12 protein-coding genes are annotated in these 13,952 nt (G+C 66.9%); 4 read left to right on the forward strand and 8 right to left on the reverse strand.

The genetic code is table 11. The features are described from left to right. Positions 1 to 142 precede the first annotated feature (142 nt). A complete protein-coding gene (locus tag J7500_RS10880) occupies positions 143 to 1,537 on the forward strand; it encodes a cell wall hydrolase (protein WP_294061727.1) in 1,395 nt (464 codons plus the stop codon). Between the two features lie 194 nt (positions 1,538 to 1,731). Here J7500_RS10880 and J7500_RS10885 read toward each other — a convergent pair whose 3' ends face one another. The 4 genes from J7500_RS10885 to hisI all read right to left on the reverse strand — a co-directional run bounded on the left by J7500_RS10885 (position 1,732) and on the right by hisI (position 5,202). Beyond that, positions 1,732 to 3,534 carry an acyl-CoA dehydrogenase C-terminal domain-containing protein gene (locus tag J7500_RS10885; RefSeq protein ID WP_294061728.1) on the reverse strand — a complete coding sequence of 601 codons (1,803 nt, stop codon included), beginning with the start codon at positions 3,532 to 3,534 and terminating at the stop codon, positions 1,732 to 1,734. 23 nt (positions 3,535 to 3,557) lie between these two features. Then, positions 3,558 to 3,983, reverse strand: coding sequence for a MerR family DNA-binding transcriptional regulator (locus tag J7500_RS10890; RefSeq protein WP_294061729.1), 426 nt, complete (start codon positions 3,981 to 3,983; stop codon positions 3,558 to 3,560). 359 nt (positions 3,984 to 4,342) lie between these two features. Beyond that, positions 4,343 to 4,843 carry a hypothetical protein gene (locus J7500_RS10895; RefSeq protein WP_294061730.1) on the reverse strand — a complete coding sequence of 167 codons (501 nt, stop codon included), beginning with the start codon at positions 4,841 to 4,843 and terminating at the stop codon, positions 4,343 to 4,345. Next, positions 4,840 to 5,202, reverse strand: coding sequence for a phosphoribosyl-AMP cyclohydrolase (gene hisI / locus J7500_RS10900; protein WP_294061731.1), 363 nt, complete (start codon positions 5,200 to 5,202; stop codon positions 4,840 to 4,842). The genes J7500_RS10895 and hisI overlap by 4 nt, the downstream gene beginning before the upstream one ends. A 172-nt stretch (positions 5,203 to 5,374) precedes the next feature. Between hisI and purF the strand changes: the two genes are divergently transcribed. Both purF and J7500_RS10910 read left to right on the forward strand, forming a co-directional pair. Continuing rightward, complete coding sequence (gene purF, locus J7500_RS10905; RefSeq protein WP_294061732.1) at positions 5,375 to 6,832, forward strand: amidophosphoribosyltransferase; 1,458 nt, start codon at positions 5,375 to 5,377, stop codon at positions 6,830 to 6,832. A 24-nt stretch (positions 6,833 to 6,856) separates the two neighbouring features. Beyond that, entirely contained in the window at positions 6,857 to 7,567 is a 711-nt protein-coding gene (locus tag J7500_RS10910; RefSeq protein ID WP_294061733.1) for an SDR family NAD(P)-dependent oxidoreductase, read from the forward strand. A 12-nt stretch (positions 7,568 to 7,579) separates the two neighbouring features. On the opposite strand, the gene J7500_RS10915 is transcribed toward J7500_RS10910, so the two are convergent. From J7500_RS10915 to J7500_RS10930, 4 genes are all read right to left on the reverse strand, one after another. Next, the gene (locus J7500_RS10915) at positions 7,580 to 8,764 is read right to left on the reverse strand and encodes a serine hydrolase (RefSeq protein WP_294061734.1); all 1,185 of its coding nucleotides are present in this window, start codon (positions 8,762 to 8,764) and stop codon (positions 7,580 to 7,582) included. Next, positions 8,761 to 10,002 carry a cyclopropane-fatty-acyl-phospholipid synthase family protein gene (locus J7500_RS10920; protein ID WP_294061735.1) on the reverse strand — a complete coding sequence of 414 codons (1,242 nt, stop codon included), beginning with the start codon at positions 10,000 to 10,002 and terminating at the stop codon, positions 8,761 to 8,763. Before J7500_RS10920 ends, J7500_RS10915 begins: the two co-directional genes overlap by 4 nt. A 244-nt stretch (positions 10,003 to 10,246) precedes the next feature. Beyond that, a complete protein-coding gene (locus J7500_RS10925) occupies positions 10,247 to 11,281 on the reverse strand; it encodes a 2-oxoacid:ferredoxin oxidoreductase subunit beta (protein ID WP_294061736.1) in 1,035 nt (344 codons plus the stop codon). A gap of 23 nt (positions 11,282 to 11,304) precedes the next feature. Continuing rightward, the gene (locus J7500_RS10930; protein ID WP_294061737.1) at positions 11,305 to 13,257 is read right to left on the reverse strand and encodes a 2-oxoacid:acceptor oxidoreductase subunit alpha; all 1,953 of its coding nucleotides are present in this window, start codon (positions 13,255 to 13,257) and stop codon (positions 11,305 to 11,307) included. 162 nt (positions 13,258 to 13,419) lie between these two features. Between J7500_RS10930 and J7500_RS10935 the strand changes: the two genes are divergently transcribed. Further along, entirely contained in the window at positions 13,420 to 13,914 is a 495-nt protein-coding gene (locus J7500_RS10935) for an RNA pyrophosphohydrolase (RefSeq protein WP_294061738.1), read from the forward strand. The last annotated feature ends 38 nt before the right edge of the window (positions 13,915 to 13,952 follow it).

Below are 13,952 nucleotides of genomic sequence, written 5' to 3' on the forward strand. Positions count from 1 at the left end.
CCGCAACGGTTCCCTCTGGCGCGCTTCTGCGTTATGGGCGGCGACCGCCATGGAACCGCCCTTGTCCCTGTCCCATGCCCTTTCCTCTCGCGCCTCGTGCCGCGCCGCACGGCTGGGCTGAGAGCGAGTCGACGCCATGCTGATGCAAGCGCCCCACGCCGAACTGATCACCCCTGCGCCCGAACCGCGCCGCAATCTAGTGCTGCGCTTAATACTGGGCCTCATCGCGCTCGCCGCGATCGTGGTCCCCGCGCTGATCGTCATCAACGCGCCCCGGACGGTGGTGCACAAGCGGCCGCCGGTAGTGATCTCTAAGCGCGTGGTCCCCAAGGCGGAGCTGCCGCCGGTCGAGCCCGTCAAGCTCCAGCAAGTGGCGCCCGAGGATGCGCGCGAGATCAATGCGGCCATCCCCTTCTCTTCCGCCCCCAACCCCGCCGCCCGAGCCTTCCGCCTCTATGGCGCGGTCGACAGTCAGGCGCGCGCGGTCGATTGCCTTGCCGCAGCGGTCTATTACGAGGCAGGCGACGACGCGGTCGGGCAACGCGCCGTGGCGCAGGTGGTCATCAACCGCGTCCGCCATCCGGCCTTCCCCAAGACAGTGTGCGGCGTTGTCTTCCAGGGCTCGGAGCGCAGCACCGGCTGCCAGTTCACCTTCACTTGCGACGGGGCGCTGCTGCGCTATTCGCCCAGCCCCGCCGCCTGGCAGCGCGCCCGCGAGGTGGCTCGGCTGGCGCTCAACGGCTCAGTCTACAAGGCCGTGGGTCACGCCACCCATTACCACACCGACTGGGTGGTGCCCTATTGGAGCTCGAGCCTCGAGAAGATCACCGCGGTCCACACGCACCTGTTCTTCCGTTGGGCGGGCTGGTGGGGCACGCCGCCGGCGTTCGACCGCGGCTATATCGCGGCTGAGCCCAACGTGCCCAAGATGGCGCGACTCTCGCCGGCGCACCACGACGACGGCAGCACCGCGATCGAGGCGGCACTGGAGGGCGACGGGTCGATCATCGATCCGGCGACGATCCCCGACAGCGCCGTGCCCAAGGCCGCGGGCACCGGGCTCGACGCCAATCACTTCCTCGTCACCCTCAGCCGGAGCATGAACCCCGACGCCTTCGCAGCGCTGGCGATCAAGACCTGCGGCGAGCGGCTCTATTGCAAGTTCATGGCCTGGACCGACGCCAAGCAGACCCCGGCCAAGCTGCCCGCCACGCCTGCGCAGTCCGCCGCCATGTCGTTCAGCTATCTGCGCGACACCGCACAGGGCTATGCCAAGGCGCTGTGGAACTGCCAGCAGTTCAAACGGCCGAGCCCGCTCCAGTGCATGCGCGTCCAGCCGCCGGTCGTCTCGCTCGCGCCTCCGTCGGCGGCCGCGGCGCCAGCGCCGGGAACGGTCCAGCCGACGGAACCCGGCCCGGCCGCGCTCTCGGGCGTACGCCGCAAGGGCGATCCCGCGCCTGCGACCGCCAAGCCGGCCGTGAGCTTCACGTTGCCTGCGCCCAAGCCCATCTCAACGCCGGCACCCGACGCACGCTGACACCCAACCTCAGCTCGCCGGCTGGAAGTTGACAGTGTGGAAGTTGACAAAGTTGACACCTTCCACGGTGGTTTCCACGCATTTCGAAACAGCGTGACACACGAAATTGCGTCTTTGTTTCGAGCACGTCAAAGAGCGGCCGGCGCTGCGGCAGCGCCGGCCAGATCAAATGAAATCCTACATTGCAAGCGGGATCAGGCGGCCCGGAACAGCTCCGGATCGAGCGCCATCACCGTGTCCCCGCCCGCCTCGACCTTGCGGCGGAGCGCGCTCGCTTCCGGGAGAAAGCGCTCGGCGTAGAAGCGCGCGGTGACCAGCTTGGCTTCGAGGAACTTCGCGTTCTCGCCACCGGCCTCCAGCGCTTCGGCCGCGGCACTGGCGATGCGCAGCCACATCAGGCCGAGCGCCACCGTGCCGGTGAGCTGCATGTACGGATAGGCACCCGCGCCGACATGGTTCGGGTTCTGGAAACCGTTGGCGGCAAGCCACATCGTCGCACCCTGGAGATGGCCCAGTGCCTTCTCCAGCCCTTCGGCCAGCAGCGCCAGCTTCTCGTTCGCCTTGGCCGAGGCAGCCTCCCCCGCGACCAGCTTGAAGAAGGCCTGGACCGCGCGGCCGCCGTTCTGCGCGAGCTTGCGCCCGACCAGGTCCATCGCCTGAACGCCGTTGGTGCCCTCGTAGATCATCGCGATACGGGCATCGCGGACATATTGCTCCATGCCCCATTCGGCGATGTAGCCATGGCCGCCATAGACCTGTTGCGCGTCGGTCGCGACCTTGTAGCCGATGTCGGTGCCCACCCCCTTGATGACTGGAGTGAGCAGCCCGACGAGATCGGCCGCGAGCTGACGCTCCTCCTCGCTCGGCGCCGAATGCTCGAGATCAACCTGGAGCGCGCCCCAGAGGCACAGCGCGCGCAGCCCCTCGACCAGCGCCTTGCCTTCCATCAACATGCGACGGACGTCGGGATGGACGAAGAGTGTGTCGGCCTTTTCGTTCGGATCGGCCGGACCGGTGAGCGCACGGCCCTGGCGGCGATCGTGCGCATAGTGAACGGCGTTCTGCAGCGCGACTTCGCCGATGCCGAGCCCCTGCAGCCCGACGCCAAGACGCGCGGCGTTCATCATGATGAACATCGCCGCGAGGCCCTTCATCTCCTCGCCGACGAGCCAGCCCTTGGCACCGTCATAGTTCATCACACAGGTCGAATTGCCGTGAATGCCCATCTTGTGCTCGATCGAGCCACAGGAGACGGCATTGCGCTCGCCGAGCGATCCGTCGTCGTTGACCAGGAACTTGGGCACAACGAACAGCGAGATGCCCTTGGTGCTCTCAGGCGCGCCAGGGGTCTTGGCGAGGACGAGGTGGATGATGTTCTCGGTCAGGTCGTGCTCGCCCGACGAGATGAAGATCTTGGTGCCGGTGATGCTGTAGGAACCGTCCGGATTGGGCTCGGCGCGCGTGCGGATCAGGCCGAGATCGGTGCCGCACTGCGGCTCCGTGAGGTTCATCGTGCCGCCCCACTGGCCCGAGACCATGTTGGGGACGTATTTGGCCTTCTGCTCCTCCGACCCCTTGACCAGCAGCGCGGCGATCGCGCCGTGGGTGAGGCCGGGGTACATCGAGAAGGCCATGTTGGCCGAGATCATATATTCCTGGAATGCCGTGAAGACGAAGTGCGGCATCCCCTGCCCGCCAAATTCCTCGGGCGCGCTGAGCGTGCCCCAGCCGCTCTCGACGAACTGCTGGTAGGCTTCCTTGAACCCCGGCGGCGTGATGACGCTGCCGTCGTCGTTGCGCGTGCAGCCGTGCTGGTCGCCGACCTGGTTGAGCGGGAAGAGCACTTCGGCGACGAATTGGCCGCCCTGCTCCAGCACCGCATCGAGCATGTCCGGAGTCGCATTCTGGAAGCCGGGGAGGTTGGCGTAGCGATCGACGCCGATCACCGACTGAAGGAGGAAACGCGTGTCGCGGACGGGCGGCGTATACTGCGGCATGGATGATCCTTACTGGACGTCGGTTATTGGGCGTCGGTGTTCTTGAGCAGGTCCACGAACTGCTGGAGCTCTGCGATGGCGGCGTCGATGTCGCGCTTCTGGTTCTCGAGTAGCGCGATCCGATCGAGACAACGCTCGAGCGTCACCTGACGCTGCAGCTTGCGGCCGTCGCCCAGGTCGTAGAGGTCGATCATTTCCTTGATCTCTCCCAGGCTGAACCCGACGCGCTTGCCGCGCAGGATCCAGGCGAGCCGGGCGCGATCGCGGTGCGAATAGATGCGCTGCGTGCCCCGCCGCTCGGGCGAGATCAGCCCCTCGTCCTCGTAGAAACGCAGCGCGCGCGGCGTGACGGCGAACTCGGTGCAGAGATCGGTGATGGAGAAGGCATCCTTGTCGGGATGCTGCTCGATAGGCGCCAGGGCCTCGATGCGGAAGGCAGCTGCGGACATGCAGAGGAGTATAGATTTCCCCTTACGTGAACGTCAAGCAGCAGGAAAGCACGCAGTCATTCCATTCCGAACTGCGGACCGTTGAGGTGGGGCGCGCCCCAGTTGTAAGCTCGGCCCAAACCGAGGAGCGGATCTTTTGCGGCGGCTTTCCTATTCGATTCTTTTTGTCGCGCTTGGCGTCACGATCGGCAAATGGTGCCAATACACGGCCGCGGCATATCTTGCACCGGCCCTGGGGTTCGAGGGTGCATCGCTTGCAGGCCTGGCTCCATTCTTCATCCTGCTGGCACTGCTCAAGGTCAAACATCCTCGCTATTTCGCTTTTGCTCCGTCCAGACAGCTCGGATGCGCCCACAACGTTAATCCGAGCACAACCTCCGCCCCGCGGTGTCGCGCATGGCGCGGGCCTCGGCCACCGAATCGCTCATCCGCGTGACTTCTAGCCCCGCGAAAGACGCGCGGCTGCGGCAGAGGGCCTTGCAGCCGTCGGGGAGTGCGCCGGGGAAGGCGATCCGGTCACCGTCGAGGCGCGCGTCGAAGCTGCACGCGTCGTTGCCGCCCAGCTCGATGTGGAGCGCGCTGCCGGCGCGTGTGACGTTGCCCGAGCCGCTGCAAGTGATCCCGTCGCCATAATCGACATGCGCACCGATGCGGTAGCCCGCGTTCGTCGGCACGATGCAGAGCCGGTCGGTGTCCCGCGAATAGACGCCGGCGAGCTCGGTCTCGGCGGGATCGCGGACCAGCCCACGCTCGATTGCGGCGGTCTCCAGGTCCTGAGGCTGCTGTGCGTTGCCGGGCGCCTGGCCCCTGCCGGAACAGGCGGCGAGCAGCAGCGCGGCGAGCGCCGCCCCTGCCCTCATGCGTCGCGGACCAGCCGGCCGCCCTCGATTCGGCGGAAGAAGCAGCTGCGCTCACCCGTATGGCAGGCGGGGCCCTGCGGCTCGACCTTGAGCCAGAGCGCGTCCTGGTCGCAATCGATGCGCGCCTCAATGACGCGCAGGACATGGCCCGAGGTCTCGCCCTTCTTCCACAGGCGCGCGCGGCTGCGCGACCAGAAATACGCCTCGCCGGTCTCCAGCGTCTTCGCGAGTGCCTCGGCGTTCATGTGGGCGAGCATCAACAGCTCGCCGGTGCGGGAATCGGTCGCGACGGCAGTGATCAGCCCTGCGGCGTCATAGTTCGGGTTCAGGGCAAGCGTGGTGTCGCGATCGTCGGCCATCCGGCCCTCTTAGCCGCGCGGGTGCGCTCGCGAAAGCGGGGGACAGCCGCGGCTTGCGCGCCCATGCCCGGCGGGCAAAGGGCATGGCCATATTTGTTTGTGACAACCCGGCGACAAACGCCCGTAGAGACACTATATGGCGCGCGACAGTTGCGAACCCCATTGAGGGACGATGCTTACCACACACCCGTTCGATGACGACAAGCTGCGTGAGGAATGCGGCATTTTCGGCGTTTCCGGTGCGGAGGGCGCGGCTGCGCTCGTGGCGCTGGGCCTGCACGCGCTGCAGCACCGTGGCCAGGAGGCGGCCGGCATCACCAGCTGGGACGGTCACCAGTTCCACACGCATCGCGCGATGGGGCATGTCGCGGGCAACTTCGACCGCGACGAAGTGATCCGCTCGCTCCAGGGCACGACCGCGTGCGGCCATGTCCGCTACGCGACGACCGGGGGCTCGGCGATCCGCAACGTCCAGCCGCTCTATGCCGAGCTGGCGAGCGGCGGATTCGCGGTGGCGCACAACGGCAACATCTCGAACGCGATGCGGCTGCGGCGCGACCTCGTTCGCCGCGGCGCGATCTTCCAGTCGACGTCGGACACCGAGGTGATCATCCACCTCGTCGCGACCTCGCAGTACCGCACGCTGATGGACCGCTTCATCGACGCGCTGAAGCAGGTCGAAGGCGCCTATTCGCTGATCGTGATGACCCCCGAGGGCATGATCGCCTGCCGCGATCCGCTGGGCATCCGCCCGCTGGTGATGGGTAAGCTCGACGATTCGGTAATCTTCGCATCGGAGACGGTGGCGCTCGACGTGGTCGGCGCCGAATATGTCCGCGACGTCGAGCCGGGTGAGCTGGTGATCGTGAAGGGCAGCGAGATTCACTCGCACAAGCCCTTCGCGCCGGTGTCGGCGCGGCCGTGCATCTTCGAGTACGTCTATTTCTCGCGGCCCGATTCGATCAGCGACAACCGTTCGGTCTATTCGGTGCGCAAGGCGATCGGCGCGCAGCTAGCGATCGAGGCGCCGGTCGAGGCCGATCTCGTCGTGCCCGTGCCCGATTCGGGCGTGCCCGCGGCGATCGGCTATGCCCAGCAGAGCGGCATTCCATTCGAGCTCGGCATCATCCGTTCCCACTATGTCGGCCGCACCTTCATCCAGCCGGGCGACAAGGTCCGCCACCTCGGCGTCAAGCTCAAGCACAACGCCAACCGCGAGCTGATCAAGGGCAAGCGCGTCGTGCTGATCGACGATTCGATCGTGCGCGGCACCACCAGCCTCAAGATCGTGCAGATGATGCGCGAGGCGGGCGCCGCAGAGGTGCACATGCGCATCGCCTCGCCGCCGACGCGGCACAGCTGCTTCTACGGCGTCGACACGCCCGAGCGCGCCAAGCTGCTCGCCGCCAAGCTCGACGTGGGCGGAATGACCGACTTCATCCATGCCGACAGCCTCGCCTTCATCTCGATCGATGGGCTGTACAAGGCGCTGGGCGAGCAGGGCCGGCCCGATATCCGTCCGAAATATTGTGACGCCTGCTTCACCGGCGACTATCCGACCACGCTCACCGACCAGGACGAGCTCCAGCCGGTTGACCAATTCGCGCTTCTGGAGGAACGGGTCGGCTGATCCCGTTCCTTTCGGAGTAGCACATTGACCGACAAGCCCCTCGCCGACCGAACCGCGCTCGTCACCGGCGCCAGCCGCGGCATCGGCGCCGCGACCGCCACGGCGCTGGGCGCAGCGGGCGCGCATGTGATCCTGACCGCGCGCACCGCCGGCGGGCTCGAGGAAGTCGAGGAAGCGATCTACCGGGCCGGCGGATCGGCGACGATCGCGCCGATGGACCTGACCGAGAACGAAAGCGTCTCGCGTCTGGCCGCGGCGGTGGCCGAGCGCTGGAAGTCGCTCGACATGCTGGTGCTCAACGCCGCGTCGCTGGGTTCGCTGAGCGCAGTGCCGGCGATCGACTTCAAGGAATTCGCCAAGGTGCTGACGCTCAACGTCACTGCCCAGGCGGCGATGCTCGCGGCGTTCGATCCGCTGCTCAAGGCGGCGAAGCAGGCGCGCGTGATCGGCCTGACCTCCAGCGTCGGCCGTACGCCGCGCGCCTATTGGGGCAGCTATGGTGCGTCCAAGGCGGCGTTCGAGAACCTGCTGCTCAGCTATGGCGAGGAAGTACGCCACATCAGCGGGGTGCGCGTCGGCATCGTCGATCCCGGCGCGACCCGCACCAAGATGCGCGCGCGTGCCTTCCCGGGCGAGGCGCCCGAGAGCGTCAAGCCGCCTGAAGTGGTGGCGGAGCGGATCGCGGCGCTGCTGGTCTCGGGGTTCGAGACCGGGCATTTCGAGCGGGTGGAGTAACCCGCCGGCGGCCTAGCGCGCCGCTGCCTCGAACAGCGTATCGATGAACGCCGTGCGCGCGCGGCTGAGCTCGGGGTCGGTCGCCTTGGGAAGCGCGCTGGAGATCGCGATCACCGTGCGCGTCTTCGGGTCGACGCGGATGGTCTGGCCAAAGATGCCCGAGGCGCCGAAACGGCCCTGCGGGTAGGTCCACCACTGGTAGCCGTAGCCGAAGCCGGGTTGGCCGACCTCGGCGTGCGGGCGCGTGGCGTTACGGAACCAGTCGGCAGGCACCACCCCTGCCCCGCCCTCGAGCGCGAACTGGCCCATGCGGGCATAGTCGCGCAGCGAAACCGACAGGCAGCAACCGCTCACTTCGTGCCCGGCGGGATCGACCATCCAGAAGGCGTCGCGCTCCATGCCATAGGGCTGCCAGATCTTCTCGCCGAGATAGGTGGCGAGCGGCTTCTTCGTGGCGCGCATCACCAGCACGCCGATCAGGTTGGTCTCGCCGGTCTTGTAGACCCACTTGGTGCCCGGCGCCGATTCGCGGGGCAGCTTCTTCATATAGAAGACCGTGGGGTCCTGACCCGCAGGCACGGGTTCGAGGAACATGCGCGCCACGTCCGACTTCGCGTCGGTATAATCCTCGTTCCACTTGACCCCCGAGGTCATGGTGAGGAGCTGCTCGACGGTGACGCCGTCATAGCCGCTGCCGGCGAGCTCGGGGATGTAGCGAGTGACCGGATCGGTGAGCGACTTGATGTAGCCGTCCTTGATCGCCGCTCCCACGAGACTGGAAGTGAAGGACTTGGCGACCGAGAAGCTGGTCCAGCGCCCCTCCGGCCCATAGCCGCGGGCATAGCGTTCGAGGCGGACCTTGCCGTCCTGCACGACGATCAGCCCGGCGACGTTCTGCGCGGCGATGAAGGCGTCTAGCGCGGCCGCGTCGACCGGAAGCGGCTTCCCAGCGGGCAGCGCGCGGACCTTGCCGCCGGCCTTGACGATATGGCCGGGGAAGATCTTCTCCATGTGCGGGAAATTGGCGTCGCGCTGCGCCTGGCTCCAGAACAGCACCTCGGCGCCGACCTTGCGGAGGCCGCTGGTATCGTTCGGGTTTATTTGGACCTCGGGCGAGTCGACCGCCTGCGCCGCCGCGCCATTCCCCGCGAACGCCCCGAGCGCGAGCGCGCCCGCCAACAGCCAAGCCTTGGTCATCCCCGTTCCCCCTTCACCAGCGTCACTTGCAGCACGTCGATACCGCCCCCGCGGAATCCGCCTTCGCAATACATCAGATAATAACGCCACAAGTCGATGAACTTGCGGTCGAATTGTGCCGGAAGCAATCCCGCCTCCGCCGCCGTATCGAAAGCCTCGCGCCAGCGGCGCAGCGTCTCGGCATAGCTGGCGCCGAAACGCGCCTCGTCGCGCCACGCCATGCCATTGGCCTCCGCGAGTTCGCGGAAGGCGCGCTCGGAAACCAGCAGGCCCCCGGGGAAGACATAGGTCTGGATGAAGTCGACGTTCGCGGCATAGCCTTCGAACATCGCATCATCGAAGCTGATGACCTGAAGCGCGGCACGGCCGCCTGGCTTCAGCGCGCGGGCGATCGCGGCGATATAGGCGGGCCAATATGCGCGGCCGACGGCCTCGGCCATTTCGATGCTGACCACGGCATCATAGCTGTCGGTGACGTCGCGATAGTCGGTGAGGCTGAAACGTGCGCCCTCCAGCCCCTGCGTCCGCGCCTCGGCCCAGGCCTTTTGCTCGGTCGAGAGCGTGATGCCGTGGATGCGACGGCCTGCGCGCAGCGCAAGCTCGGCGAAGCTGCCCCAGCCGCAGCCGATCTCGAGGATCTCGTCGCGCGGGCCAGTCGCGGTGCGGTCGAGCATCGCCTGGAGCTTGGCGGCCTGCGCGGCTTCGAGCGACTGGGCGGCGTCGGCGAAGAGCGCGCTCGAATAGGTCATGCCCGGATCGAGCCAGAGCCGATAGAAGTCGTTGCCCAGATCGTAGTGGAAATGGATGTTGCGGCGCGAGCCAGCGCGGCTGTTGCGGTGCAGCCAGTGCGCGATCTTGCGCGGCCAGAGCGAGACGCCGTGCGCGCGCGACTGCGCGGCGAGGCCGGCGCGATTGCGGCTGAACAGTGCGAAGAGCTGGACCGGATCGGGGCTCGCCCATTCGCCGGCCGCCCAGGCCTCGTACCATCCCGCCGAGCCGCCGAGCGCCAGGCGGAGCAGCGCACGCCAGCTCCGGAGATCGACCACCGCCGCCGGACCGGGTGCGCGGCCGCCGAGCATCCGCGTGGCGCCGCCCGGCAGGGTCAGCTCGAGGCCACCTTCGACGATGCCGCGATCGAGGCGATCGAGCTGGCGATGGAAGACGGGCGCGAACAGGTTCAGCAGGCCGCCTGCGCGTGCCCTCTGCCCCCCTTCCTGTTCCCGCGTCGGCGCGTTCATCGCGCGCTTTCATGCACCGTTATCGCGAGGGAGCAAGCGATTCTGTAGCGCTACCCACTTCGTCACCCCGGCCTTGTGCAGGGGTCCATGCCACAGTCATGCCGGCAGTGGCTCCACTTCCGGAAGGTCCGCGACGTGCGAAATGCTGCCGCGTTCAGGCAAGAACCGCAACGGCATGGTCCCGCCGACCCGTGGACCCCGGCACAAGGTCGAGGGGACGAACGGATATCCCGGAGGGATCAACTCAAATCGCGTGCGGCGCCTTGTCGACCATCCAGGTCTGGCCCTTGGCGACCAGCTTCTGCAGGTCGGGGGCCTTGCCCTCGCTCGCGGCCTTGTTTTGCTCCACGACGGCGCTCTCGAAGGTCGGAGCGGGATCGTCGTAGATCACCCCGAGCGCCATGGGGAACGGGCCGAAGGGCATTTCGACGAGCAGGTGCGCGATGGTGCGGTTGGTGTGGTCGTGGACCAGCACGCCTGCACCTTCCCAATCGCCGTCGGTCACGTCGACGACCTTGAGCGTCAGCGACCTGGTGTCGAGCGCGATGCCCTTGGTGCCGCCGGCGAAGAGCAACGGCTTGCCGTTCTCGACCCAGAGCTGGTTGAGCGCCGCATTGGGCTTGGCAGCGAAGGGCTCGAACACTTCGTCGTTATAGACGATGCAGTTCTGGAAGATCTCGACGAACGCCGCGCCCTGGTGCGCATGCGCGGCCTTGAGAACCGAGGGCAGATTCTTGTGCACGTCGATCCCGCGCGCGACGAAGCGCGCGCCGCTGCCGAGCGCGAACGCGCAGGGCTTGGCGGGGTGGTCGACCGAGCCGAACGGCGTCGAGGGCGAGCGCGTGCCTTCGCGGCTGGTCGGCGAATATTGCCCCTTGGTGAGGCCGTAGATCTCGTTGTTGAACAGCAGCACCTGGCAGTTCAGGTTCCGGCGCAGCAGGTGCATCGTGTGGTTGCCGCCGATCGACAGCGCGTCGCCGTCACCGGTGATGATCCACACGTCGAGGTCCGGATTGGCGAGCTTGACTCCCGTCGCCACCGCCGGCGCGCGGCCGTGGATGGTGTGGAAGCCATAGGTCTCCATATAATAGGGAAAGCGGCTCGAGCAGCCGATGCCGCTGACGAACACGGTGTTTTCGGGCGTGGCGCCGATCTCGGGCATGGTGCGCTGCACCGCCTTGAGGATCGCATAGTCGCCGCAGCCCGGGCACCAGCGGACCTCCTGATCGGTCTCCCAATCCTTGGGCGTCGAGGGGCGGATGGTGGTGATCTCGTTCATTCTTCTGTCCTTCGGCCCTGCGCTTACGGGTTGACCGCTTCGGGGCTCGGCAACTGGCTGTTGTCGGGCGGGAGTTCGCCGCCTTCGTTGTCCGGGATATTGTCGAAGAAGGCGCTGATGGCTGCCTCGATCTCCGCGATGCGGAAGGGCTGGCCCGAGACCTTGGTGAGCGACTTGGTGTCCACCAGGAACTGGTCGCGCAACAGCGTCTTGAGCTGGCCGGTGTTCATTTCCGGCACGAGGATGTTCTCGTAACTCTTGAGCAGATCACCGAGATTTTTGGGCGTCGGCCAGATGTGACGGAGATGGACATGGCTGACGTCGAGCCCGTTGCGGCGCGCGCGGCGGACCGCCTGGGCGATCGGCCCATAGGTCGAGCCCCAACCGACCACGACCAGCTTGCCGCCGGCTTGGCCCTGCTCGACCTGCTGGTCGGGCACGTCGATGCCGAGCACCTTGTCGCGGCGCGTGTCGGTCATCAGCTGGTGGTTCGAGGGCGAATAGTCGATGTTGCCGGTGCCCGCCGCCTTCTCGATGCCACCGATGCGGTGGAGCAGACCGGGCGTGCCCGGCTTCACCCAGGGACGCGCGCCGCGCTCGTTGCGGGCATAGGGCAGGAACTTCTCGCCCTCGGCGGGCACTTCGGTATGGTGCTTCACCGGGAAGGGCTTGTAGCTGCTCATGTCCGGCACCTTCCAGGGCTCGGCAGCATTCTGGAGATAGCCGTCGGTGAGCAGCATCACCGGGGTCATATACTGGGTGGCAATGCGCACCGCTTCGATCGCGCAGTCGAAGCAGTCGGCGGCCGAGCGCGCGGCGATCACCGGCAGCGGCGCGTCGCCGTTGCGACCATAGACCGCCTGGTAGAGGTCGGACTGCTCGGTCTTGGTCGGCAGACCGGTCGAAGGGCCGCCGCGCTGGGCATTGACGATGACGAGCGGCAGCTCGGTCATGATCGCGAGGCCGATCGCCTCGCCCTTGAGCGCGATGCCGGGGCCCGAGGAGCAGGTGACGCCGAGGCTGCCGGCATAGGAAGAGCCGAGCGCGGAAGCGACCGCGGCGATCTCATCCTCCGCCTGGAAAGTGGTGACGCGATATTCCTTGAAGCGCGACAGCGCGTGGAGGATCGCCGAGGCCGGGGTGATCGGGTAGCCGCCGAAGAACATCGGCAGGTCGGCGAGCTGCGCGCCCGCGACCAGGCCGAGCGAGATCGCATCGGCACCCGTCACGGTGCGGTAGAGACCGGGCTCGACCGGCGCAGCGGCGACGCTGTGCTTGTTGATCCCCATCGCGCCGAGCTCTGCGGTCTCGCCATAGGCGTGGCCGGCGTTCAATGCGGCGATGTTGGCCTCGGCCAGCTCGGGCGCCTTGGCGAACTTGGCCTTGAGCCAGTCGACCAGCGGACCGCGCTCACGATCGAACATCCAGAGCGCGAGGCCCAGCGTCCACATGTTCTTGCAGCGCAGCGCTTCCTTGTTGCCGAGCCCGAAGGGCTTCACGGCGTCGAGGGTCAGCTGCGAGATGTTGAGCTTGAGCAGCTGCCACTTGGCTAGACTGCCGTCCTCGAGCGGGTTGGCCGTATACTTGGCCTTGTCGAGGTTGCGCTGGGTGAACTCGCCTTCGTCCGCGATGATGAGTCCGCCGGGCTTGAGCGACTCGACGTTCACCTTGAGCGCGGCCGGGTTCATCGCGATCAGCACGTCGGGCTGGTCGCCCGCAGTGTCGATCTGCGCCGAGCCGAAGTTGATCTGGAAGGCCGAGACGCCGAACAACGTGCCCTGCGGCGCGCGGATCTCGGCGGGGAAATCGGGGAAGGTCGCGAGGTCATTGCCCGCGAGTGCGGTCGACAGCGTGAACTGCCCCCCGGTGAGCTGCATGCCATCGCCTGAATCGCCCGCGAACCGGACGACGATAGCTTCAGGCTGGGGGTGGGCCGACGCCTCGCTCGGCGTGACCTCATGGGCGGCAGTTGCCATTGTAACGATATTCCTGCGGTTTTCGTTCGTGCAGAGCGCTCTACGCCCCACATGCGCCTATCCCAAGGTAGAAAATGACACCGTCTTTGCAATGCGGGCTTTCCGCAATGCAGATGCCCGGGCCGGCGTGACAGTATCGGGTGCGCAAGCTACGGAAACTGCATGACCGACTTCTCCCACCTTCCCTATCGCCCCTGTGCCGGCGTGATGCTGGTCAACCGCGACGGCCGCGTCTTCGTGGGCCAGCGGCTCGATTCGAAGCTCGAGGCCTGGCAGATGCCCCAGGGCGGGATCGATCCGGGCGAGGCGCCGCTCGACGCTGCCTATCGCGAGCTGTGGGAAGAGACCGGCGTCGCGCGCGAGCATGTCGAGCTGGTGGCCGAGGCGCCCGACGAGCTGAGCTACGACCTGCCCGACGACCTGATCGGCACGGTGTGGAAGGGCAAGTGGCGCGGCCAGCGGCAGCGCTGGTTCCTCTTCCGCTTCCTGGGGCAGAACGATGACGTCAACATCCAGACCGCCGAGCCCGAGTTCCGCGCTTGGCGCTGGGTGGAGCCCTCCGAGCTTCCCGAGCTGATCGTGCCGTTCAAGCGCGATCTCTATCGGCAGATCCTCGATATTTTCGCCGACGCCCTCGGCCGTGCGGAAAAAGCCTGACGCTTCCGCTACGTCTGCTGCCCTTTTCACGCCGCATT

It is taken from the genome of Sphingomonas sp., from assembly GCF_017744835.1.
GTDB lineage: Bacteria > Pseudomonadota > Alphaproteobacteria > Sphingomonadales > Sphingomonadaceae > Sphingomonas.

Bases quoted from the DNA above. Each gene is read 5' to 3' on its own strand.
- J7500_RS10880 (WP_294061727.1), top strand. From the start codon at position 143: ATGCAAGCGCCCCACGCCGAACTGATCACCCCTGCGCCCGAACCGCGC.
- J7500_RS10885 (WP_294061728.1), bottom strand. From the start codon at position 3,534: ATGCCGCAGTATACGCCGCCCGTCCGCGACACGCGTTTCCTCCTTCAG.
- J7500_RS10890 (WP_294061729.1), bottom strand. From the start codon at position 3,983: ATGTCCGCAGCTGCCTTCCGCATCGAGGCCCTGGCGCCTATCGAGCAG.
- J7500_RS10895 (WP_294061730.1), bottom strand. From the start codon at position 4,843: ATGAGGGCAGGGGCGGCGCTCGCCGCGCTGCTGCTCGCCGCCTGTTCC.
- hisI (WP_294061731.1), bottom strand. From the start codon at position 5,202: ATGGCCGACGATCGCGACACCACGCTTGCCCTGAACCCGAACTATGAC.
- purF (WP_294061732.1), top strand. From the start codon at position 5,375: ATGCTTACCACACACCCGTTCGATGACGACAAGCTGCGTGAGGAATGC.
- J7500_RS10915 (WP_294061734.1), bottom strand. From the start codon at position 8,764: ATGACCAAGGCTTGGCTGTTGGCGGGCGCGCTCGCGCTCGGGGCGTTC.
- J7500_RS10920 (WP_294061735.1), bottom strand. From the start codon at position 10,002: ATGAACGCGCCGACGCGGGAACAGGAAGGGGGGCAGAGGGCACGCGCA.
- J7500_RS10925 (WP_294061736.1), bottom strand. From the start codon at position 11,281: ATGAACGAGATCACCACCATCCGCCCCTCGACGCCCAAGGATTGGGAG.
- J7500_RS10930 (WP_294061737.1), bottom strand. From the start codon at position 13,257: ATGGCAACTGCCGCCCATGAGGTCACGCCGAGCGAGGCGTCGGCCCAC.
- J7500_RS10935 (WP_294061738.1), top strand. From the start codon at position 13,420: ATGACCGACTTCTCCCACCTTCCCTATCGCCCCTGTGCCGGCGTGATG.